Source organism: Paenibacillus sp. FSL L8-0158, assembly GCF_038592965.1.
Classification (GTDB): domain Bacteria; phylum Bacillota; class Bacilli; order Paenibacillales; family Paenibacillaceae; genus Paenibacillus; species Paenibacillus polymyxa_D.
Window position 1 is genome coordinate 3951282 of the sequence record NZ_CP151949.1, and the last position, 22210, is coordinate 3973491.

Sequence of the window (22210 nt, forward strand, 5' to 3'; positions counted from 1 at the left end):
TGTAGGGGCTAACCTATAGTAGTATACGCTATCACATCTCCACCTGGGGTGTGCCAAAGAAGACAACCATACTGACCTAAAGAGAATCCGGTGACAGGGGGGGCGACTCCCCTCTCTTTCATATGTAATCTCAGTGAGACCATCTTAAAAGGTGGTCAGGCTGTCGAGAAAGTCTCACAGCCTATTTTATGTTGATGTTGTTTAATACGGCACCGCGTTAATGTTTCATAATATAGGTAACTATCTTATAGATTGGTCATAAAATAAATAGACGGAATCCGCCCCAAACGCTAAGGAACCAGTATAGGTAAAAGTCTCACCACTGGGACGCTTAGGTACGTGCAGCAGATTGGTTTGCTCGAACTGGAGCATCTCTTCCAGAGATTCGTCATATTCCTTGATGTAACTTTGAGCCTTGTCAGACTGAAATGCAATATCATCCAAAATACCGTTAACTTCAGGGAAACTCAGCCCCCAACCGCTGGATTGCTTTTCCCCAAAATCACGGGTGAGTTCTTCAACAGACTTTTTGGCCTCTCCAAAGGAGGAATATGGATAAATTTTATTATTTTCCAGGAAAAACGCTTTGCGAGCTTGGTAGTCTTGTTCATTATCCATATACACCTGTTCCAGTCCGCCCAACGCCATGACTTCTCTCTTCATACGTAGGTACGCTTTATCCCCGGTTGATTTCAGCGCTTCATAGGTAGCTTCCAATTGCTCCTTCTGATGAAGACTAAAATAATTCCAGTCTGCTTCGAACTTGTATTTGCCGTCAACTACATCGAATCCCAGCATATCTTCCTTGGTATATGAGGTATGAAAGTCCTGAGTATTTTCACCCACACAGCCTTCGTAGATTTCTTTTACGGAAACAAAATGCAGCCACTCATCTTGCTCCGGGAATAAAAACTGAAGATTTATCGAGCAAATCGGCAGAAAATGCTTGCGATGATGTTCAAGATCGCTGGCAAATACGTCCTCGTATGCTGGAAAACGTTTGATGAATCTCTCAGGTATGTTCATGGTAGTCCCCCTATATTGTATGGTTTTCCGCCAGCCTTCTAATCTGAAACGTTCCTTCAATGGAAATCACGCTATAGAGTTCATCAAATCCTTCTTCGTAGCTCGGAACCTCCAGTTTACTCATTACACTCTTAATACCAATCTCAGGAATATACTCTTTGCCTGTGCGCTGCTCATTACGCTTAATAGATTCTGCATAATCAGGTTCAAAGTAGTAGCCAATGATTTTAAATCCCTTGTTTTTACAAGCATCTATATATTTCTTTCGTTCTTCGACTGTTGGATTGGTATTGTCCACTACAAAACGCTGCATCGTTTCGATAGAGGCCTGAAGGTAAATATTTTCCCTATTTCGTGTTTTAAGCATATCCAGGTTTATTCGCATATGTGTTTTGAAGAAATGTTCTTTATAAAATGTCGACTTGCCCGAAGCCTGAATTCCTATAAAAATGACACACTCCAAATCTACACATCCTTGTCCAAGTATATATATTGGTTAATATAATCTCTATTCTGTGAAAAAATCGGTGTCTCATGATCAACATCCCACTTGCTTCTAACGGCTTCGCCTTTGTTGTACTGTTGTTTGGTAATGCAAATTCCCCGCTTTTGCCAGACCGGAAGGTCGTTCCAGTTTAGCCCTTTTTCCACAAAAAGCTTGTCTTGTAGCTGATTTACGTTCAATCCTTCTAGTTCTGAATGCCTGAAATGGGCTTGAGCTACCATAGAAATGCTGTTTTTAGTAGCATCTTGTTGTCTCCATAGAAAGTAGTTTGCAACCTCATCGTGAGGCAAAACCCAAGCTCTCGCATCAAAAGTGGCTAAAGGCTGACCTGGGTAAACCTTTTGGATTTCCTCATTAAATTTGGCTGTAGCCAGAGAGGCAGATATGGACACCATCTTTTGAAGATTATTTTCAAACCAGGATTGCGTCGTTAATTTGTCGTAATTCGTAAGAAGCAGTGAGATTTCATCACTCTGATGATACACCAGTTTACATCCCATAATGTTATAGGCCAAATATTTACACGTCTCCCATAATGAAAAAATTAGTTTCTCATCAAAAGGTTTCGTCATCCCACGCGTAAAGGTATGAAAATGAGCACCATCGATTCTGATAATTACGGGTAAACGGCGTGGTAGGCTTAATCTATAGGCATTTTCATATTCCTTCATCCTATTTCCAAAATCATTTTTTTTCATAAACTATGTAGGTTCCTTTCGTGATCCGTGATTTACGTACGCGGTATAGGGGGATATGGGGTGCGGATAGCCAAGCTTTTCTTGAAGAAAAGCCCCTCCTCGTATGTGCAGGAGGACCGAAAACAGCAAAGGTTTAATCAGCTTCTTGCCGTCTTTTTTCTGCTGGTCGCTTGGGTAGGATTTATGCTCCAGTGGAGTATTGTCGCTTATGTAATCTCGGCCATGGTCCTGGTGGCGGCCTTGGTGGCTATCCTTGGTTTTTGCATAGGATGTTTTATTCTCTACCAATGGTCCCAACATCAATATCGAAGAAGAAAACACGTGTAAACAGACTATGTCGGTTCCGCCTTCTTTTTATTTTGCAGTAATATTATCTTCAAATACAAAAACGGATATGGCTATATCTTCCTCCACTTTAATATCTGAAAAGAGGTGTAGCAGCCGGGAATCCATGTAATCCTCCAGTTCTTTATTGAAGTGTGTGGGATATATTTTTTGAACCATTTTGGTTCGGGCTGCATGCACCATCTCTTTCCCGGATTCTTCTTGTGCCAGAAACTTTTCGGATGGGGTTAAATTTCCATACAGCATCGTGATGGCCATATTATCTACAAAGGTTGTATGTATGCGTTCCGGGCCTTTCCCAAACAGCTCTTTACGTACTTTTCGAATAATTTCGTTAAAACCCGTTTCCCTTCTCATATCGCACCGCTCTCCTAAAATCTACTAAAATCCCTATTACTATTTCCATCATAACCGATTCCTATCATATAAAACAGAGACTAGCGAAAGTGATTTTTGGAACATGTTCTATCTGCAATTATAAGCATTCATTAATTTTGTTTAACATCTCCTCTAAAATTCGCTTCTCCTCTTCGGTCAGGGCCTGAACAATTTCGTCCTCCACCTTTTGGAAAGAGTCACTAAAAGCTTCAATCAATTCAATGGCTTTTGGTAAGACATAAATATTTTTTTGCCGTTCATTATTGGCCGGGATTTTGCGCTCGATGAATCCTTTTTGCTCAAGACCTTGAAGTATGCTTGTAATGCTGGCTCCGCGCAGATGAAACCGATCGGCAAGATCCTTCTGAATTAAATTATTTTCTTGATTCTCGTAGATATATCTAATCATTTTTCCTTGTTGAGCATTTAATCCCAACTCTTTTATGCTCTCGTCCGCTCTTTTCTTTAACTTAAGACCGATAATCTGAAACAAATCCAGATAAACTGTATCCTTTTGGGTTTTCATCATCGTACCTCCTCAAATTATTAGAAGTCTAATTGTCAGTAAATAAACTATATAAATCTCTAAACTGTTTGTCAAACAATAATCAGTTAATTGACAGTTATAAAACTAACAGTTAGAATTCTAATTGTTTTAAATTGAATACTAAGGAGGAACGACATGAAGAATGTAACTCAAAGCTCTACGTTAGAAAAAGTTACAGCGATTATGAATGTACGTATTTTCGATGGAGAAAAAGTTATTGAGCCCAGAAATGTTATCATCCAGGGGGGAACTATTATTTCAGTAGGCGGAGACCTTCCGACACATGCAACGATCATCGATGGGGAAAATGCGACATTATTGCCCGGCCTGATTGACGCGCATGTCCACACTTCAATCGGTGGGTTAAGAGATGCTTTAAAATTCGGCGTCACGACAGAACTCGAAATGAACGGCAGTTTTACAGAAAGAGGACGCAAGATCCAGTTGAAAAACGTGAATAATGTCGCCGAAGTCCGTTCTGCCGGCACAGCTATCACCGCTCCAGGTGGTCACCCGGATGAATTATTGCAGGATGAGGATGAAATTCCTGAGTTCGTATTAAAGGAATTAGAGAAGTTACCCAAGGAAGACCGGGAAGCTATGCTAGCCGCTTACGCTCACGATCACGAAAAGGTGCCCCAAGTGACGACAGTGGAAGAAGCGATCAAACATGTGCATACCCAAGTGGAGGGTGGCGCCGACTATATTAAAATCATGATTGAAGAAGGGACGGTCTTGGGTGCCCCTGGACTGCCTATTTTAAGCGACGAGATTCTAAAAGCAGCGGTGGCAGAAGCCCATAAGTTCGATAAAATTGTTATAGCCCACGTCCTGACAGCTCATTCTTCACAAACCGCCATCGATATTGGTGTCGACGGATTGGGTCACTTATTTCTCGACAGGCCCGAATACACATCCGAGTTGGTGAAATCCATAGCGGATTCAAGCGCATTTGTTATACCGTGCTTGGTATTGAACTCATCCATTCTGGGGAATCCGGCATCAGAATTAGCGAATGACCCACGTGTTTATTCCAAATTAAGTTCGGAATGGATCGATATTTTGAACTCAAGCTTCCATACTTTCACGCAAGGCAATTTGGAGAATAGCTTTAAAAATGTGATGGATCTTCACCGTGCCGGTGTGGATATTCTGGTCGGGACGGATGTCGCCCCCGTTCCTGTTCCGAATCTTGGCGGCCTTGCTCATGGAGCCAGCGTCCATCATGAAATGCAATTGCTAGTTGAGGCCGGATTTACTCCGATAGAAGCGCTTCAGTCAGCTACCACGAAACCGGCCCGTTGCTTTGGCCTTAACGATCGCGGCCGTATTGCCGAAGGTTCACTTGCTGACCTTATACTAGTAAACGGTGATCCGACAACCAACATCTCGGATACCTTGTCAATCAAATCCGTATGGTTCAAAGGTGTACAACAACTATGTTAATCAGAGCCTCACGAACAGGAACAACTTTCTAATCTCATTTGTATGACTTCTATTTTTACTTTCCGAGGATAGCTTAATCTTGTTGCCAACGCAAAAACACCTTCAAGGTTATCTCCATATCTTACGACATGGGGTTTCACTTTGAAGGTGTTTTAATTGCAAGGAACATTGTAGAAAACGTACAAACAGTGGCCCCAAATAGTTTCGCCATGCTCTGTTTGTCATAAAATATAGGACTTACTCGTAGGCACCGATGTTCACAGCGGCTCCCTGTACTCTGGGCTTCCCGTCAATATCCAGTGTTCCAATGATGGTACGGTCCGTGTTCCCAGCATCGATCGCCGGTGACGAAGACTGCAAATGGAAGTCGCTGTTCGCGGCATTCACGAATTTAGGATCGGCAAACAGAGAATGCGTATCGTTGCCGGTTCCCGTTTTGTACGCGGAGAATCCCGTATATTCTTTATTTTTCCAGATCCAGCTAGCTTCTGAGCTACCGCTCGGAGCAAAATATAAATTATAATCCACAACATTGCCAGAATTTTTGGTGTATCCATTGGAGATCAGCATATCTGTGGAGCTGGCCACGAAAATATTGTTTTTGATCACGTTGTTTCGCGTATCATACTGAACCAAAAGCTGGCCGCTTCCGTCGTCAAACGTATCGTTCTTGTATAGCGTATTGTTCACGATCTTGCAGTTTACCGTTGAGCCGCGTTCCTCATTGTAACCGCCCATGGCAATGCCAGTCAGCCGGTTGTTATATATCACGTTGCTACGGACCGTAATATTGCTGGTGGCTTTGCCGGCATGCTCGGAGGCAATTTCGACGCCGATGTCGTTGTTGTAGCTGTAGTTCCGCTCGATAATGCTGTCCTTGCCTCCATCCACATAAATGCCTCCGGCCGAGTTGTCATCGCTCTTGTAAGATGGGTTATTTTGAACAGAATTATTGTACACCCGGTTGCCCTTCACCAGCCCGTTTCGCGCCTGATCGTAAGCGGTATTCGGCGCAGTTCCCTCAAAGCCGATCAGATCAATCCCGATGTTGTCATTATCGTGAATGAGGTTGTCGGTCACCGCAAAGCCATCCACGTTGCCGTTTAAAACGAGAGATTCGCTGGAGCCCAGCACAAGATTGTACAGCTCATTGCCGCTGATCGTAAGGTCGTGAATCGAAGCCGGAGATTTCGTGCCGTAAACAGCGATACCGTGAGCGTCCCGGCCCAGCCGATCTTTGCCGGTCGGAGTGACCGTGTTTTTGATGTCATGGATTTTGTTGTTGGACAGATTAATGAAGCCGCCCGAACCGTGAACATAAATACCTACAGGCACCGTGTTCTTGGAAGCAGTAGTAAAATTGCGGATTTCAAACCCCTGAACAGTAACGTAATTGACATCGGCCAGTTCGATCAGCCCTTCTGTCCCGCTGACCGAAAGTCCGGTGCCATCAATAATGGCGGTCTCCGTCCCATAATTGGTAAATACAATGGAACCCTGCGAAGCGGAGCCAGAGCGAGTAATCTTTAATTTCTGCTTGTACACACCGCCCCGGACGTAAACCGTGCTGCCCGCAGGAGCCACATCGGCCGCGTGCTGCAGCGTCTTCCACGGCGCACCGTTCGTTCCGGCGTTGGAGTCGCTACCGCTCGTGGCCACATAATATTCTGCACTGTCTGCGGAAGCGGCGGGAAGTTGCACATTTCCGGCCACCAGACCAAGCCCGAAAACCATGGCTAAACCTACCAGAAACATTTGCCCGAATTTCTTCATGTTCCTCATCCCCTTTTTTTATTTTTTGTAAATTATACCACAATCACACTAAATCTGTTACGCCTGCAAACGGAGTACAGCCTCGACCGGCTGCGAGCCTCCAGTGCCTCTAATGCCAAGAGTTGGAGAGTAAATGAAGTAGTCTAAGAGTTTATTTTCTCAAGACAAATAAAACACAGCCTACCCTGTCGGCAGACTGCGCATGTTCTTAATCCAAACGAACTAATCCTTTACAAGTCGATTTGAAAGCATCAACATAATAAATGAGAATAAAATGATGACAGCTACCCAGCTCCAAGAGAGTGTCATATTTCCGACCTCGGACGCGGTGTAAATCGCCGTAGGCAGGGTTTGGGTCTGTTCAGGAATATTACCTGCAAGCATCAGCGTAGCGCCAAATTCCCCTAACCCTCGTGCAAACCCGAGAATGTATCCTGAAATGAGGGGTCGGTAGGCAAGGGGCATCGTAATGTGGCGAAACACTTGCCATTCGTTGGCACCTTGCGCACGTGCAGCCTGCTCTACCTCCGGGTCTACAGCTTCAAAGCCTGCTTTAATCGTACGGTAAGCCAGTGGAAAAGCAACAACTACGGCCGCCACCACTGCAGCTCCCCACGTAAATACAATCGTTTGCTGGAACAGACTTTCAAAGACAGTGCCGATCCAGCTTTTCCTTCCCAGCAAAATGAGCAAAATAAAGCCGACAACAGTGGGAGGCAAAACGAGCGGAAGAAGTAGGACGGTCTCGATCACGCTGGTTCCCCTCCGCGGCGTGCAGTTCGCCATCATCCGCGCTACCACAGTAGCTAATAAAAAGACGATGATACTGGCGACAACAGCGACTTTAACAGATACGATAACCGGGGGAAGAAAAGCTGACCAATCCAACGGGACCCCCTCCTTTATCTGTGAATTCTATTTTCCCGTCATTTCTGTAGGAGCTGAAAATCCATCTTTACTGAACACACTCATAGCTTCATCTGTTCGTAGAAAATCAAGAAACTCGCCTGCTTCCTGGCTGTGTTTGGTTGCTTTTACAATGCCTTCAGGATACAGGATGGGTGCATGCAATTCCTCAGGCACTTCCAGTGCTATGACCGTTTTATCGGATGATTTGGCATCCGTCAGATAGACGAGCCCTGCATCGGCGTTGCCTGTCTCAACATAATTCAATACCTGTCTTACGTCCTTGGCGAATACCATCTTGGGTTCCAGCTTGTCCCATAGTCCAGCCTTCGTTAACGATTCTTTGGAATACTGTCCGGCGGGAACGGTAGTAGGCTCCCCAACAGCTACTTTCAGGAAAGAAGGACCCATCAGATCATTGAGCGTAATGCTTTTGTTATCTGTGCTTTTCGCCTTATCTTGCGGAACAACCACAACCAGTTTATTTTGAAGCAGTACGTTATCCTTTTCCACCAATGAAGCATCGGTTAATGCCTTCATTTGCTTCATGCCTGCCGAAATAAATACGTCAGCGGGTGCGCCTTGCTCAATTTGTTTTTGTAATGTACCAGATGAAGCGTAGTTAAAGGTAAGTTTGATATCTGGGTGCTTTTTCTCATACTGGCCCTTGAGCGTATTCAGACTATCTTGAAGACTCGCAGCGGCAGATACGACTAGTTCTGTCTTGGGTGCGGACTGTGCCGACTGTACAGCAGCCGGAGACGAACACCCAGCCAGAACCCATGCCAACAATCCAACGAACGTGAATATGTATCCAAATTTCTTTTTCAACTTGTTCTTCCCCTATCCTATAAATTCCAAAATGAGATGACAAAATGTGATAGCGAAAATAAGGAAGCATTGTACATCTCATAACGGGTCGAATCTATTGGGTCAACCCAAATATTTGTGATAAATTGATCTCGCCTCGGCGATGTCCTTCGTGCCATGAATTAAGACGCGACCATCCTGAAAAAGAACGATTCGATGAGTCCCGATAAAAACGGATACCAGGTATGGATTATGCTCCACTTTGCCCCCCTGACGGGATAACAAACGTGCCGCTTCATTCAGATCACGTACAGCACCCGAAGCCGGGCGGATTTGAACCGTATCTCGTCCGCACAAGACAGCCGTTTTAGCCTGATGCTCTGATTGTAAAAAAGGATACACTGGGTGCTCACCACACGTTGGGCAATCGGCTTTCTTCATGGCGCTGATTTGGATTGCCTGATGCTGATTGTTCCACAGATCGAAAGAAATCAGCTTATTTTGCAAAGCCGAATCGTCCCCAGTGAGCAGTTTCAATGCCTCGGCGCTTTGATAAGCCGCCACCATCTGTACAGCCGGGCTAATTACACCGACCGTATCACAGGTTGCACCGCCGAGCGGTACGGTTCCGAGCAGGCAATGAAGGCACGGTGTCTGCCCCGGCACGATGGTAAAGGTTGTCCCATAACTACCTACGCACGCTCCGTAAATCCAGGGTATTCGGTGCTTGACCGCATAATCGTTCATAAGCAAACGTGTATCGAAATTGTCAGTGGCATCTACGATGAGATCCACCCCTGCTGCGATATCGTCGATTTCCTCCAGCGAGACGTCCCGGACTAGCGCACAAATGTCCACGTCCGAATTGATTTGCTGCAATCGCTTCTGCGCGGCCACTGCCTTGGGGATGTGATTACGGGCATCCGCTTCGTCATAGAGCTGTTGGCGCTGCAAATTACTCCAATCTACATAATCACGGTCTACCAACGTCAGTCGTCCGATGCCCGCTCGCACCAGCATGTCAGCATTGGCAGTGCCCAATGCGCCGGCCCCCACCATCAGCACATGCTTACTACGGATATTTTGCTGGCCTGTCGGTCCAATTTTCGAGAATAATTCCTGTCTAGAATAACGGGCATGAGACGCATGCGCATGTGCTTGTGCAGCAACTTCTATTTTCTGGATTTTGTCCATTTCTGACATCGTTGATTTACGCCTCCATACTTATCCATTGATAGCTACAAGTTGATCAGACAAGCTAAAAGCTTAGATGTCCTCGCCCTTATTCGAAAGCTTTGGGGTATTTTGAGGATTCCAGCCACCCAGCTGATGCCCCTTCCATTCTGAGCCGTCCTCCCACACTTCCTTTTTCCAAATCGGTACGATTTGCTTTAACCGTTCAATGGCATGGCGGCTGGCTTCGTAGCAAGTATCGCGGTGTGCAGCTGAGACAGCAATCACCACACTCGTCTCTCCAATTCTTACCGTGCCAAGCCGATGTGTAATCGCAGTACGTGTGGAAGGCCAACGCTCTGCAATTTCGTCACCAATCTGCTTCATCGTGTTCATGGCCATCGGGACATACGCCTCATATTCAAGCAACACCGTTCGCTGACCTTGCGTAAATTCCCGAGTCGTACCATTAAAGGTCAGCGAGGCGCCATGAGAAGGGTCGAGTACCTTTGAGGTTACTTCATCGGCATCAATCGGGTCGTACGTAATGGCAAATAAACCACATTTTGAAACGACCGTCTCCATCCCGGATGCTGACTGATGAAGAGCAATTGCATCTGATGGAAGCACAAGTTCATCTGGAGAAGCCAACTTTTTATGATGGGTAAAAAAAGAACCTGGCAGTTGTGAAGCCACTTCCGGGTACAGCTCATTCAGCCTTTTTCGAATGTCTGCAATGGTCACCGCTTCCTGTGAAAGTTCTACCGTGATCACATCACCAAGTTGCTCCGCCATATCTGCGAATAGTTGAATACGATATTGCATATGATCTGCCCCCTTGCACCTATTCTATCGAATTCACCTATCCTATTAATAGAATTTACCCTCCTGAAACCGGAGGAATAATCGCAATCTCATCATGTATACTCACGAGGTCCTCAGGAGCGGCGTAGGCTTGATTTCTGGCAATAAAAGAACCCTGCAACTGAGCTGCTGATTCAGGGAAACGCTCGGATAGCAAGTCTTTTAATGCGGCAACGGTCATCGTTTCTTGCTCAGTAGGTACCATAATTATAGGCCCTCCCATCTGTTCCGCAAGTCCAGCAAATACTTGAATATGATAGTTCATTTAACATACCCTCCTTTTGAGTACAGTGACTGCCCACCACATATGTACCAAGAAAAACCAACATGAATGAATACCTCGAAAGGTTTTATTCCATGCTGGTTAACTATGACGGTGTACATTGAAGATTATTATATTATATTTTAGATTCAACCAGTTCATCAATCCGTTCGGTATGCGTATATACATTCAGAGAACGACTGCGTATAAAGCCAACGGTCGTAATCCCCAGATCCTCAGCCAACTCAAGTGCAAGCTCTGTGGGTGCTGACTTGGACAAAACAACTTCACAGCCAATCTTCGCAACCTTCAACAAAATTTCAGACGAAATGCGTCCGCTGAATACTATGATTTTGTCTTGTAATACAATATCGTGTTTTAGGCAATGCCCATAGATTTTATCCAGCGCATTGTGTCGACCGATATCTATTCTGGATAGGATCATCCTGTCTTTATCGCACAGCGCTGCATTATGAACACCACCGGTCTCCTGAAACGTAAGTGCCGAGTTTTGCATTAAATTCATCAAGCGGAAACAATCGTCAAAAGACAGCGTAACATGGGTGTCATTCATTCTTTTTGCCACTTTGGCATCATTTACAAAATAAAAGCCCTGTCTACTTTTTCCGCAGCAGGAGGTAATGTACCTTTTGGAATGAAAGTTTTGATAAAACTCATTCATTCGACGGGTTTTGATATGAACAAAGCCTTCTTGTTCCTGAACCCAAATATCTTCGATATCATCGTACCGTTGAATGACGCCTTCAGAGGCCAAAAAACCTACTGCCATATCCTCCACATACTCCGGTGTACAAACCATGGTAGCAAATTCCTGCTGATTGATTTTGATGGTCACCGGATGCTCCGTCACCACCGTGTCTTCAAAACGCTTGATCTGACCGTCACGATAACGGAGAATCTCACGTTTTACCTCAGCTGGCTTTTCCACGTGCTCCACTCCCTTGTTTCTGACAGGCTGGCTCTCCGGCTCACCCGCCGATGTGTGACATTTCAATTTTAGACGTTGCTTGCTGTGTATGATTCAGCCGTTCCTCTGAATAGCGGTCGGTACGTTCTCTCCAAACACGCTCAATATATGCTTTAATCTCGTCATCGGACTGCTCGGAACGTAGCATCGCGCGAAGCTTGTACCCTTGAGAGGCAAACAGGCACGTGTACAAGGAGCCTTCAGCAGAAATTCTCGCTCGTGTACATGTGGAGCAGAAGGCGTCCGTAACAGACGAAATAATGCCGATTTCCCCGTCTCTGTCCTGATACCTGTAGCGCGTCGCCACCTCACCTTTGTACTGGGGTGCGACAGGCTCTAACGGCATATGCTCGTGAATGGCTTCGATGATCTGCTGCTTGGAAACGACCTGATCCAATTTCCAGCCATTGGTGTTGCCTACATCCATAAACTCAACAAAACGTAAAATATGCTTTTTCTTTTGGAAATAATCGGCCATGGGAACAATATCCTGATCGTTAAAGCCCTTTTGCACGACCATATTTATTTTCACCTGCATCCCTGCTTGATCCGCAGCCTCAATACCATCCAGCACCGCCTTTACGCTGCTTCTGCCCCCGTTCATTTGGCGGAACCGATCATCATCGAGCGAATCCAGACTAACCGTCACTCTCTTCAGTCCCGCCTCTCGCAGTGCTGCAGCATATTTAGGCAAAAATACGCCGTTTGTCGTCATTGCAATATCTTCAACTCCATCGAGTTGAGTTAACGAATGAATAAGCGAGGACAAATTTTTCCTCAGCAACGGCTCACCACCAGTAATACGCAGCTTCGTAACGCCCAGCGAGACAAAAATACGGGAAAGGCGCGTGATTTCCTCAAAGGTCAATATTTTCTCTTTTGGCAAAAACGGATAGTCATGGCCAAATATTTCTTCCGGCATACAATATCGGCACCGAAAATTACATCGGTCTATGACGGATATTCTTAAGTCCCGTAACGGACGATTCCATTGATCGTCGCTCCGGTTCGCCATCCTGTTCACCTCAATCCGTCTTCATTAATAAAACTCTTTACCCTCTAAATTGGAACGGTATTTCCATTCATTTTATACTGAACCAAAAAACCGGCATCACAACAACTTCTTCGCTTATGAATATCGAAGAATCTGCTAAATGCCGGTTAATTTATCTACATCAGGATTTTACGAATCCCACATCATGCGATATAGAAAAATCAAACTAACAAGCGCTGCGACAAATAAAATATACGCGATTCCCACGTACACTCCATTTACGATTGCTCTGAAATAGACTACATTCCTATTGTTAGCAATCCTGGAACGTTTGTCAATGATTTTTCGTTTTCTCAAACGATAATCATTATCAATTAAAAAATTAGTAATGTACCGTTGAACTATCTTAAATTTTACGTTATAGTTACACGAGATGACATGCAGAAAATGACATATCTAAGTTATTCAGAAGTTATTGATATACAGACGGTGCGTACTGTTTGTTATTAATACATATTCAAATGGCGGATTGGCCTCCAGGACCTAGAGCTTGGTCACTACTCCACCATAAACACAAGTGCTGGAACATGAGCACTTGTGTTTATGGTGGAGTTTTTTTATTTCTAATTTTTAAATTTAAAATCTGAAAGGAGCCTGAACCGTGACTGATAGTACGATCAAAATTACATTAAACGGACAGGAACTGAAAACAAAGAGCAGCGCAACGATTCTTGAAGTGATTAACGAAAACAATATCGCCCATCCCCAGCTGTGTTACGTTCCCGAAGTCGATCCGATCCGCACCTGTGACACATGTATCGTGGAAGTGGACGGAAAACTTATGCGTTCTTGCTCGACATTGGCTTCGGATGGAATGAATATTCATTTACATTCGGATCGCGCGAAAGCAGCTCAAACTGAGGCTATGGACCGATTGCTGGAAAATCATCTCCTCTACTGCACCGTGTGCGATAACAACAACGGTAATTGTACTTTGCATAATACAGCAGAGCTTATGGAAATTGAACATCAAAAATATCCGTATCAACCGAAAGTTGACCCGACAGAAGTAGATATGTCTCATCCCTTCTACCGATATGACCCCAATCAATGTATTGCATGCGGCCAATGCGTAGAGGTATGCCAAAACCTTCAGGTCAATGAAACGCTGTCCCTCGACTGGGAGGCTGAACGTCCTCGCGTCATATGGGATGACCGGGTTGCGATTAACGATTCCTCCTGCGTTAGCTGTGGTCAGTGTGTAACCGTCTGTCCATGTAATGCCTTGATGGAGAAATCTATGCTGGGAGAAGCAGGCTTCATGAGTGGCATGAGCAAGGATTTATTGAATCCGATGGTGGATTTAATAAAGGAAGTGGAACCGGGCTATAGTGGGATTTTTGCTATTTCCGAAGCCGAAGCAGCGATGCGTGAAACCCGTACGAAAAAAACGAAAACCGTCTGTACGTTTTGCGGTGTAGGTTGCAGCTTTGAGGTTTGGACCAAGGGCCGCAAAATTTTGAAGGTACAACCTACCTCTGAGGGACCTGTTAACGGTATCTCGACATGCGTAAAAGGAAAATTCGGCTGGGATTTTGTGAACAGCGATCAGCGTCTGACCTCCCCTTTAATCCGTCAAGGTGACGAATTTGTGGAAGCAACCTGGGAAGAAGCACTGAGCCTGATGGCCAGTAAAATGGGAGCTATTCAAGAAACTTACGGCGGCGAAGCACTCGGCTTTATTTCTTCGTCCAAATTTACCAATGAAGAAAACTATTTGATGCAGAAGTTGGCTCGTCAGGTCTTCCAAACGAATAACGTCGATAATTGCTCACGGTATTGCCAATCTCCTGCGTCATGGGGGCTGCAATACACCGGAGGCATCGGTGGGGACAGCGGTACGATTAAAGATATTGCCAAAGCAGGTTTGGTCATGCTGGTCGGTTGCGCGCCGGGAGAAGGTCATCCCGTGCTGGCTACTCGTATCAAACGTGCGCATAAGCTGCACGGTCAAAAGTTAATCTCGGTCGACCTGCGCAAGCATGAAATGGCAGAACGCGCTGATCTGTTCATTCGTCCGAAGCAAGGTACTGATTATGTATGGTTATCCGCTGTAGCCAAATACATCATTGAGCAAAACTGGCATGATGCAAAATTCATTGAAGAGCATGTAAACTTCTATCCTGAATATTTGAAATTGCTAGAGCGATTCACCCTGGACTTTGCCGAACAGGAAACTGGTATTTCCAAAGAGACACTGATTCAGGTAGCGACTATGATTCACGAAGCCGACGGCACTGCCATTTGCTGGGGCATGGGTGTAACGCAAAACATCGCAGGCTCTTACACTTCGATTGCGATTGCCAACCTGCTGCTGGTGACTGGAAACTTTATGCGTCCGGGTGCAGGCGCATATCCGCTTCGCGGACATAACAATGTTCAGGGTGCTGCCGATATGGGTACGATGCCGGATATTTTCCCGGGCTATCAGCCCGTGACGAACGATGTCATTCGTGCCAAGTTTGAAGCGGCCTACGGCGTACAAATCCCAGGTCAACGCGGACTGGACAACATTCAGATGCTAGAAGCCATTGAAGCAGGTAAGCTCAAAGCGATGTATATCGCTGGAGAAGAGATGGCATGGGTGGATGCCGACTCCAACCATACCCAAGAAATGCTGGCGAATTTGGATTTCCTTGTCGTTCAGGATGTATTTCTGAGCAAGACAGCTGAATTCGCTGATGTTATTTTGCCAGCCGTACCTTCACTCGAAAAAGACGGAACCTTTACGAACACTGAACGTCGTGTCCAGCGTTTATACGAAGCACTCCGCCCTATGGGAGACAGTAAACCGGATTGGTGGATTTTCAGCCAATTTGCCAAGCATATGGGATTTGATTGGGATTACAGCCATCCAAGTGAAATTTTTGAGGAAATGGCGTCGCTCACTCCATTTTTCTCCCAATGTAATTATGACGTATTGGAAGGCTGGAACAGCTTCCACTGGGGATCGCCGGATGGTAGCAATACACCGCTGCTGCACACCAACGGCTTTAACTTTCCAGATAAAAAAGCGCGTTTGGGACTTTTCGAATATGTACCACCAAAAGAGTACCCTGTTGAATTCGATCTGACCTTAAATAATGGTCGACTGCTCGAACAGTTTCATGAGGGAAATATGACGACCAAATCGGCAGGCATTCAGCTCAAACTCCCAAAAGTATTTGTGGAAGTGTCACCTGAATTGGCTGAGGAGCGCGGAATCAATAATGGATCGCTGGTCCGACTGGAATCCCCTTATGGTGCGGTCAAGCTACGTGTTCTGGTGACAGACCGGGTGCAGGGAACTGAAATTTATGTGCCGATGCACTCTACCAGCCATGATGGTGCGGTCAATCTGTTAACTGGAGGAGCGTTCGATGTGGTCACCCGCACACCGGCCTATAAACAAGCCAAAGTACGGATGCAAATTTTGGAGGTTGACGGTCAAAATCCACTGCCACGTATCAATCCGCGTTACAAAAAGCGTCATCCGCAAAATGGGGTTGAAGTGGACCGTAAGTGGAATCGTCCCGGTTACGTCGATTTGGTGGATCAAAAATAAGGAGGTTGAACCGTGGCTAAGCCTATTTCAATTGTGAGAAAACGCGTTTTGACAGAAGAAGAACGCCAAAAACAAGCGCTGGATCAGCTTACTGCTGATCTGGCGGACAATGGGGCAGCATTGCAGAAGACGCTTGAAATCGTACGCGAGCTGCACGACAGTGGTCTTCTCGAAGCAGCTCAGTCTATGCTAAAAGCCAAAGAAAGCATCGCCAAAATCGCTGTAGGACAAGCGACGCGTAAGCCTGTGACGAACATCATCAATAATCTCATGGGAGCAGCAGGGATGCTGTCCGAGGTAGACCCCGAGCTGATGAAAAAGTTGACAAACAGCGTTACCAATGGCCTGAACGAAGCCGAAGAACATCTAAAGCAGAATAAAAAGACTCGTCTGCGCGATCTTATGAAGGCGATGAATGATCCAGATGTAAACCGGGCAATGGGATTTGGCATTCATTTTCTCAAAGGAGTGGGAAGAAGTTTGTCTGATAAATAACTCATAGAGCGTGAAGGTGGAAGACTAGTAACAACAGGCAATAAAAAGAGCTGGCTCCGAAAACGGGGGCAGCTCTTTTTATTTATTTTTTATCCACCTGCAATAGCGTCACCGTTTTAAGAGAAACGGCATCTTTTATTTGCTCCTCTGCGATGACCTTGAGCTTAAGCAAACTGGCAATCTTCGACGTATCCGGCTTGGAAAACAAGCGCCATAGCTGCGGATCAGGCAGTGAATCATACAGCTTTGTATGATCGTATTCCTTACGGTGCTGTTGCACAATCTTGACTCGGTAGTTGCCAATTTCCCAATCTGACACCTCCTGCTGCGCACAATGAGCGGTAATGTCATTACGCAAATCAGTCAGTTCACCTTCAATTTCTTTTTGCTTTTGCTTTAACTGGTAGTAGCGACGCACCTTGTTTTCCAATCCCATCACGCTCCTCTACTTACATATGTATGTTTGCAGAAGCGTTTTAGGACAAGTTTTATCATGTTGGGATGGAAGGTGTATCTATAACTGTAACAGCATTTCCCGGGTAATGGTAACGTCGACCAATTGAACCCTCATTACTTAAACTTTATTTCAGGATTTTGCAAAATCCTCATTTAGGTACATTCGCCCCTGGATTTACAGGCCCTGCTCCTTGGGATTTCCCCTTACGCTTCATATAATTGGCCCAGTATGCCGTCAGAATAGGTACCAAAATCGAGGTCACAATAACCGAAGCAGCAACTAAGGCCGTTGCAGATTGCGCAACAGGCAGGAACTCAGGCTTGATATTGGCGACAATCACTGGATTGGCTACTGCTGCTCCTGCTGTACTAGAGGCTGCAATTCCTGCTGTACCGTTGCCACCACCGATATATTTGTCCGCCAAAATCAGTGGAATACCTGTAACGATAATGACAAAAATACCCAATAAAATACCAAGCATACCTGTCTGGACAATGACACTCAGGTCAATGGAACAACCAAGTGCAAAACCGAAAAATGGAATCAAAGCTTGCGTTGCGTTCCCAAAATATTTTCGGAAATCATGATCCAGATTGCCCAACATAAAGCCGACCAAAAATGGTAATACCGCCCCCACAAAGGTCTGCGGTTCAAAAACGGCCAGCCCGGTGCTACCCAAAATAATCATGGTCACCAACGGACCCGATTCCAGTGACATCAATACAAATGCTCCTGCCTCTTCCTTGGAGCCATACTGCTGCATAATAGAGGCGTATAACCCGCCGTTCGTCATATCCATAGCCGAGATCAGCGCCAGCACCGACAAACCTGCAAATAGCCCACTTTCTATACCACCAACAGGCAGCAATCTGGATGCAATGATCGCCACTACCCACGCAACCGCGATTTTGGTCAATACGAGCGTTCCTGATTTACGCAATACAGTACCCGTCGCTCGTACATCTATGGAAGCACCCATACAAAAAAACCACACTGCCAAGATGGGTACCGTACCTGTCATCAGCCCCTTGGTAAAAGATCCAAAATAGTCGCCTGCCCATGGAGTAAATGTATGAAAAAGTGCGCCAATAAACAGCGGCACCAGCATAATGCCCCCTGGAATTTTATCAATGTTTTGTTTGATTTTCATAACTTCGTTCAACCCTTTCGTTTTTGCCAATGCAAAAACAAGGCCGTGTTACTTGCGGCTCAAGCCGAGCTCGGGAATCAGTCTCGCGAAGGTATCGTGACTCTCCTTCAGTTGCCGCGCGAATGCCTCTGCATCCTGGACACGCAATCCCAACCCATGCTTACGCATTTCCTCCCTGAATTCCTCGTCTTTCGTCCCCTTGATCAGTGCATCCGTCAGCGTTTGAGCAACTTCATCCGGTGTATCCTTGGGTACAGCCAGCCCTCTCCAAGTGCCAATAAAATGTACACGCAACCCAGTGGCTTGCTGTAGTGTCGGCGCTTTTGGAAACGCTTCCGAAATAGTGTCTGCCTGGATCGCCAGTATGCGAAGTTTCCCTTCGTCCACGTATTTCTTCACTTCTGCGGGACTGACGGGTACAGCATCCACAAATCCGCTCATTAAAGCGGAGACGGCTGGGCCTGCTCCCTCATAAGGGATATGGGTAAAGCGGACTCCGCTTTTCTGCTCCAGCATCGCGGCAGCAAGGTGCCATATGCTCCCTGTGCCTGCATTCCCCATTTTGAGCTTGCCGGGATGTGCCCCAGCATCCTCCAGAAATGCCTCCGCTGTCTTCCATGGTGCATCCGCCCGGACCGTAATGGCGGAAGGGTCCATATTGGTTTGAAGCAGCGGCTTAAATCGCTCATAGGTGAGCGGTAGCAGTCCCAAATGAGGCAACGTAGTCAGCTCAGCGACCAGATACGTTACGGTATAACCGTCCGCCTGCGCCTCAGCCCCTTCCATCAGCCCGACAGAACCGCCTCCTCCCGTTCGATTAACGACGATGATCGGCTGACCGAGATGCTTTTCGGCGGCTTTTGCCAACGCTCTCGCGGTAATATCCGTACCGCCCCCCGCCGCATAAGGAACGACGAGTGTTATTGGCTTCGTAGGAAATATACGGCTGTGATCCTGCAGGGTATGGTGATCCACATATTCACTGATACTCAAGGCAGAAAGCATAGCTACTCCCGCCGCAACCAGCACATATTTTTGCCATGGCTTTTTCTTCATTACGCTTCCTCTTCTCCAAAAATGAACTGGGCCCGTCATGCGCCCGTTTTCACCTCCAACGTTTTCGGTCTTGTTGTTTGCGTTTACATGAAGTCAATGTACCGCAACGTGGAGGGCTACAGCTATCGCTTAATCTTCGTATTTATCTTCTATTTCGCCAAAGTATCGACCTTTTGACCGATCTGCATATTCATTGGAAGATTTGCTGATTTGTCTGAATTTCCCTGGGGTCACTTGTTTGTGCTTGCGGAATACCCGAATAAAGCTGTTCTCATTTCGATATCCGACCTGTTCTGCAATTTCACCGATTTTCAAATGGGTTTCACATAGTAATGTGCATGCCTTTTTTACGCGTAATCCAGTCAAATAATCATAAACGGTGGTCCCTGTTTCTTCCTTGAACATGCTGCTCACCGAGGACACGCTCATGTGAACATGATCCGCAATTTCCTGAAGCCCGATGTTCAAATGCAAATGATGTTCCATATATTCAATCATCTCTTGTACACGCACAAAATCTTTGGACTGGATACGTCCGTTCCATTTTTCTTCAATATCAGTCAACATCATGACCAGCAATGCCTCAATGTCTTGAAGGTCTAGCGTCAGAATCTGATTCCAGTGGTAATCAGCAAGCTGATCCGGCGGCATCACACTCTGAGTGACACACCATTTTAGCAAATCTTCCAGCAATTCATGAACAAACAAGTAGACCTGGGCTGGAGATGTTCTGTGGAATCGAAGTTCTTCTACCCAGTGGCTGATTAGCTTTACACTTGCACCAGGTTCCTGTGCCTCCAGGGCACGAATTATTTCCACACGCCGATTGTTCAGCAATGTTGAATCCTGAATCTGCTCCTTTGACTGTTCATCCACTGTGTTATCCTTTTTCACACTTATCCTGCTGTCTATATTCGTATATGAACGTCCATACCCCTCATACAAACGCAAATTAAGGGCCTCTTTTCCTTTTATAAAAGACGCCCGTGTCTCTTGAATATCCGTGACCATATGACCAATCCCTATAGAAATAGTCAAAGGAAGATACTCACCGACAACCTGAATCAGCCTATCCACGCTTTTCTGAAGCAAAATGCTCTCTTGGAGGTCAGTCACTGTACCAACTTCATTCGAATTCTCACTGAACTGTAACAGCACAATAAAACCACTTTCCTCCTCCGGCGAGCATACTGCTTTCCAGTGAGGTTCGAGCAACTCTAGCAAAATGTTGTTCAGCGCATACTTGAGCAGCATTTTATCCTCTTCTGGAAAGCTTGCGGCCCACGTAGAGTACCGGTCGATGGACACGATCATGACAAACAAAGAATTACCGTCCCAATCGGAAAAATACTGTTCCCATTTCATACGCATTTCCTGTATGCCCATTCTACGCTGGATGACATCTTCCATATATTTGGAACGCAGCTCCGGCAGACTTCGCTCTACCACCAATGATTTGCGATGAAACTCTCCAACCAGTTTACTAATCACAGGTTCCAGGTCATACAATCCTCCTTGGCGCGTTCCCTTATTGCCCGAATTCAACAGGCTATTAATTTTTTTCATAGGGCGAAAAGCTGCATAATTATAATAGTAAACTGCTGAGCACCCAGCCAGTATGGAGATAAAGGCCAGCCATAGCATCATATTGCGCGCCAGCTTTACATTTTTCAGCAGCTTGTCCATCGGAACGAGCGATACTAGACGCCAGCCCGTTACATCAGAAAAGGTTTGATTCGCCATATATTCCATGTCCCCTATCTCCACATAAGCATAGGGACTCACATCCAGTTCTTTCAAAACCCTGCCCATATCATTTAAGGGTAAGGACGATCTCAGCTTGGGATAGATCAACTCGCCCTCCAGATCGTACACGTATTGCGAGTTGGATAAATGAATATATAGCTTGGAGAAAAAACGGTCGTAATCCAGATTGATTAGCACCGCACCCATGACCTGACCATTCTCTACTATAGGCCTGGCCAGCGAGAGTAGCTCTACCGTCCCCTGCTCACGATCGGTGCCGTACCATCTCCGCTTAATTAACAACGGCTTTTTTTGAATGTCCTGAATCCAGGGAACCCATGTAGTATCCGGTGCCTGCTTCCAATCAGCCATGTAACCATAATTGCTGGATACCAGAGCATGATTGTCCAAAGAAATAACTTCAACCGAATAAATTTCTTCGTGTGAAGAAAGGGTTTTCAAGTATTTCTGAAGCCGATCTATGACGGAGGCGTTGTCTGGCAGCGATTTCCCATCTCTTTGGACACGCACAAAAGCCTCTACGTCCGGATGATATGCTGCGTCCAGCGCCTTGTTATCAGACTCACGAAAAGCCCGATTGGTCACATCCAGATTGATTTGCAATAATTCTATATTGGGTGTGTTCAGCTCGGTATCCAAACCTTCACGGTATCCTGAATACGATAGTAAGCCGATCACGCTAATCACAAGCGACACGCACAGAGTGAGCAGTAGAATCAGTCTTGTCTGTTTATTTTTCAGTATCAATCGAAGCTTAAGTCGCAACATTCCCGTAACTTCATCCTTCCGGACTTCGTTGTCCATCTTCCTCTTGCCAATATACGTGGTGACATATTCTCCCTAAATCTATTTGACGTAAGAGTCGGAATTCCCTGCCTATGTATATCAAACTTAATATAAGTCACATCATTAAAATAAAAAAAGAAGAAGCCTCCCTGTACTGTACAAGTTAGAACTTCTTCTTTG

General features: G+C 45.7%; 21 protein-coding genes. 4 read left to right on the forward strand and 17 right to left on the reverse strand.

Annotated elements, in window-relative coordinates; translation table 11 throughout:
• Positions 1–240 precede the first annotated feature (240 nt).
• The 3 genes from NSQ68_RS17365 to NSQ68_RS17375 are packed head-to-tail and all read right to left on the reverse strand — an operon-like array spanning position 241 to position 2229.
• A complete protein-coding gene (locus NSQ68_RS17365) occupies positions 241–1026 on the reverse strand; it encodes a siderophore biosynthesis protein (protein WP_342426637.1) in 786 nt (261 codons plus the stop codon).
• Positions 1027–1036: 10 nt separating this feature from the next.
• Positions 1037–1489 carry an ATP-binding protein gene (locus NSQ68_RS17370; protein ID WP_342426638.1) on the reverse strand — a complete coding sequence of 151 codons (453 nt, stop codon included), beginning with the start codon at positions 1487–1489 and terminating at the stop codon, positions 1037–1039.
• Positions 1490–1491: 2 nt separating this feature from the next.
• Positions 1492–2229 (reverse strand): tRNA(His) guanylyltransferase Thg1 family protein, encoded by a 738-nt coding sequence (locus NSQ68_RS17375; protein ID WP_342426639.1) that lies wholly within the window; start codon positions 2227–2229, stop codon positions 1492–1494.
• Between the two features lie 60 nt (positions 2230–2289).
• Between NSQ68_RS17375 and NSQ68_RS17380 the strand changes: the two genes are divergently transcribed.
• Positions 2290–2556 (forward strand): DUF4395 domain-containing protein, encoded by a 267-nt coding sequence (locus NSQ68_RS17380; protein WP_342426640.1) that lies wholly within the window; start codon positions 2290–2292, stop codon positions 2554–2556.
• Positions 2557–2583: 27 nt separating this feature from the next.
• Here the strand turns inward: NSQ68_RS17380 and NSQ68_RS17385 are convergent, their stop codons facing one another.
• Both NSQ68_RS17385 and NSQ68_RS17390 read right to left on the reverse strand, forming a co-directional pair.
• Entirely contained in the window at positions 2584–2931 is a 348-nt protein-coding gene (locus NSQ68_RS17385) for a DUF2294 domain-containing protein (protein WP_013311231.1), read from the reverse strand.
• 118 nt (positions 2932–3049) lie between these two features.
• Positions 3050–3478, reverse strand: coding sequence for a MarR family transcriptional regulator (locus tag NSQ68_RS17390; RefSeq protein ID WP_342429128.1), 429 nt, complete (start codon positions 3476–3478; stop codon positions 3050–3052).
• A 156-nt stretch (positions 3479–3634) separates the two neighbouring features.
• On the opposite strand from NSQ68_RS17390, the gene NSQ68_RS17395 reads away from it, so the two are divergent.
• Entirely contained in the window at positions 3635–4945 is a 1311-nt protein-coding gene (locus NSQ68_RS17395; RefSeq protein WP_342426641.1) for an amidohydrolase family protein, read from the forward strand.
• Positions 4946–5182: 237 nt separating this feature from the next.
• Here NSQ68_RS17395 and NSQ68_RS17400 read toward each other — a convergent pair whose 3' ends face one another.
• The 8 genes from NSQ68_RS17400 to moaA all read right to left on the reverse strand — a co-directional run bounded on the left by NSQ68_RS17400 (position 5183) and on the right by moaA (position 12736).
• Positions 5183–6718, reverse strand: a complete 1536-nt coding sequence (locus NSQ68_RS17400) for a right-handed parallel beta-helix repeat-containing protein (RefSeq protein WP_342426642.1) — start codon at positions 6716–6718, stop codon at positions 5183–5185.
• A 222-nt stretch (positions 6719–6940) separates the two neighbouring features.
• Positions 6941–7606, reverse strand: coding sequence for a molybdate ABC transporter permease subunit (gene modB / locus NSQ68_RS17405; protein WP_307347247.1), 666 nt, complete (start codon positions 7604–7606; stop codon positions 6941–6943).
• Positions 7607–7633: 27 nt separating this feature from the next.
• The gene (gene modA / locus NSQ68_RS17410; RefSeq protein ID WP_307347250.1) at positions 7634–8455 is read right to left on the reverse strand and encodes a molybdate ABC transporter substrate-binding protein; all 822 of its coding nucleotides are present in this window, start codon (positions 8453–8455) and stop codon (positions 7634–7636) included.
• Positions 8456–8557: 102 nt separating this feature from the next.
• Complete coding sequence (locus tag NSQ68_RS17415; RefSeq protein ID WP_342426643.1) at positions 8558–9637, reverse strand: thiazole biosynthesis adenylyltransferase ThiF; 1080 nt, start codon at positions 9635–9637, stop codon at positions 8558–8560.
• Between the two features lie 63 nt (positions 9638–9700).
• Positions 9701–10432: a molybdenum cofactor biosynthesis protein MoaE gene (locus NSQ68_RS17420; RefSeq protein WP_307347258.1), complete on the reverse strand. Its 732-nt coding sequence runs from the start codon at positions 10430–10432 to the stop codon at positions 9701–9703.
• 55 nt (positions 10433–10487) lie between these two features.
• The gene (locus tag NSQ68_RS17425; protein ID WP_342426644.1) at positions 10488–10736 is read right to left on the reverse strand and encodes a MoaD/ThiS family protein; all 249 of its coding nucleotides are present in this window, start codon (positions 10734–10736) and stop codon (positions 10488–10490) included.
• A gap of 133 nt (positions 10737–10869) precedes the next feature.
• Entirely contained in the window at positions 10870–11682 is an 813-nt protein-coding gene (fdhD, locus tag NSQ68_RS17430; RefSeq protein WP_342426645.1) for a formate dehydrogenase accessory sulfurtransferase FdhD, read from the reverse strand.
• Positions 11683–11722: 40 nt separating this feature from the next.
• Positions 11723–12736 (reverse strand): GTP 3',8-cyclase MoaA, encoded by a 1014-nt coding sequence (gene moaA, locus NSQ68_RS17435; RefSeq protein WP_342426646.1) that lies wholly within the window; start codon positions 12734–12736, stop codon positions 11723–11725.
• Positions 12737–13376: 640 nt separating this feature from the next.
• Between moaA and fdhF the strand changes: the two genes are divergently transcribed.
• Together fdhF and NSQ68_RS17445 are read left to right on the forward strand one after the other, a co-directional pair.
• A complete protein-coding gene (gene fdhF / locus NSQ68_RS17440; protein ID WP_342426647.1) occupies positions 13377–16319 on the forward strand; it encodes a formate dehydrogenase subunit alpha in 2943 nt (980 codons plus the stop codon).
• A gap of 12 nt (positions 16320–16331) precedes the next feature.
• Positions 16332–16814, forward strand: a complete 483-nt coding sequence (locus tag NSQ68_RS17445; RefSeq protein ID WP_342426648.1) for a DUF1641 domain-containing protein — start codon at positions 16332–16334, stop codon at positions 16812–16814.
• 82 nt (positions 16815–16896) lie between these two features.
• On the opposite strand, the gene NSQ68_RS17450 is transcribed toward NSQ68_RS17445, so the two are convergent.
• The 4 genes from NSQ68_RS17450 to NSQ68_RS17465 all read right to left on the reverse strand — a co-directional run bounded on the left by NSQ68_RS17450 (position 16897) and on the right by NSQ68_RS17465 (position 22048).
• Complete coding sequence (locus NSQ68_RS17450; protein WP_029515421.1) at positions 16897–17250, reverse strand: hypothetical protein; 354 nt, start codon at positions 17248–17250, stop codon at positions 16897–16899.
• Between the two features lie 169 nt (positions 17251–17419).
• Entirely contained in the window at positions 17420–18421 is a 1002-nt protein-coding gene (gene kdgT, locus NSQ68_RS17455; RefSeq protein WP_250260847.1) for a 2-keto-3-deoxygluconate transporter, read from the reverse strand.
• Between the two features lie 48 nt (positions 18422–18469).
• On the reverse strand, positions 18470–19477 hold the full coding sequence (locus tag NSQ68_RS17460) for a tripartite tricarboxylate transporter substrate binding protein (protein ID WP_307347274.1): 1008 nt from the start codon (positions 19475–19477) through the stop codon (positions 18470–18472).
• Between the two features lie 129 nt (positions 19478–19606).
• A complete protein-coding gene (locus NSQ68_RS17465) occupies positions 19607–22048 on the reverse strand; it encodes an AraC family transcriptional regulator (protein WP_342426649.1) in 2442 nt (813 codons plus the stop codon).
• Positions 22049–22210 lie beyond the last annotated feature (162 nt).

Excerpts from the sequence above, each read along its gene's own strand:
- NSQ68_RS17385 (WP_013311231.1), bottom strand. The coding sequence starts at position 2,931 with ATGAGAAGGGAAACGGGTTTTAACGAAATTATTCGAAAAGTACGTAAA.
- NSQ68_RS17425 (WP_342426644.1), bottom strand. The coding sequence starts at position 10,736 with ATGAACTATCATATTCAAGTATTTGCTGGACTTGCGGAACAGATGGGA.
- NSQ68_RS17400 (WP_342426642.1), bottom strand. The coding sequence starts at position 6,718 with ATGAAGAAATTCGGGCAAATGTTTCTGGTAGGTTTAGCCATGGTTTTC.
- NSQ68_RS17395 (WP_342426641.1), top strand. The coding sequence starts at position 3,635 with ATGAAGAATGTAACTCAAAGCTCTACGTTAGAAAAAGTTACAGCGATT.
- NSQ68_RS17450 (WP_029515421.1), bottom strand. The coding sequence starts at position 17,250 with ATGGGATTGGAAAACAAGGTGCGTCGCTACTACCAGTTAAAGCAAAAG.
- NSQ68_RS17420 (WP_307347258.1), bottom strand. The coding sequence starts at position 10,432 with ATGCAATATCGTATTCAACTATTCGCAGATATGGCGGAGCAACTTGGT.
- kdgT (WP_250260847.1), bottom strand. The coding sequence starts at position 18,421 with ATGAAAATCAAACAAAACATTGATAAAATTCCAGGGGGCATTATGCTG.
- NSQ68_RS17375 (WP_342426639.1), bottom strand. The coding sequence starts at position 2,229 with ATGAAAAAAAATGATTTTGGAAATAGGATGAAGGAATATGAAAATGCC.
- NSQ68_RS17465 (WP_342426649.1), bottom strand. The coding sequence starts at position 22,048 with ATGGACAACGAAGTCCGGAAGGATGAAGTTACGGGAATGTTGCGACTT.
- NSQ68_RS17460 (WP_307347274.1), bottom strand. The coding sequence starts at position 19,477 with ATGAAGAAAAAGCCATGGCAAAAATATGTGCTGGTTGCGGCGGGAGTA.
- NSQ68_RS17390 (WP_342429128.1), bottom strand. The coding sequence starts at position 3,478 with ATGAAAACCCAAAAGGATACAGTTTATCTGGATTTGTTTCAGATTATC.
- NSQ68_RS17365 (WP_342426637.1), bottom strand. The coding sequence starts at position 1,026 with ATGAACATACCTGAGAGATTCATCAAACGTTTTCCAGCATACGAGGAC.
- moaA (WP_342426646.1), bottom strand. The coding sequence starts at position 12,736 with ATGGCGAACCGGAGCGACGATCAATGGAATCGTCCGTTACGGGACTTA.
- NSQ68_RS17415 (WP_342426643.1), bottom strand. The coding sequence starts at position 9,637 with ATGTCAGAAATGGACAAAATCCAGAAAATAGAAGTTGCTGCACAAGCA.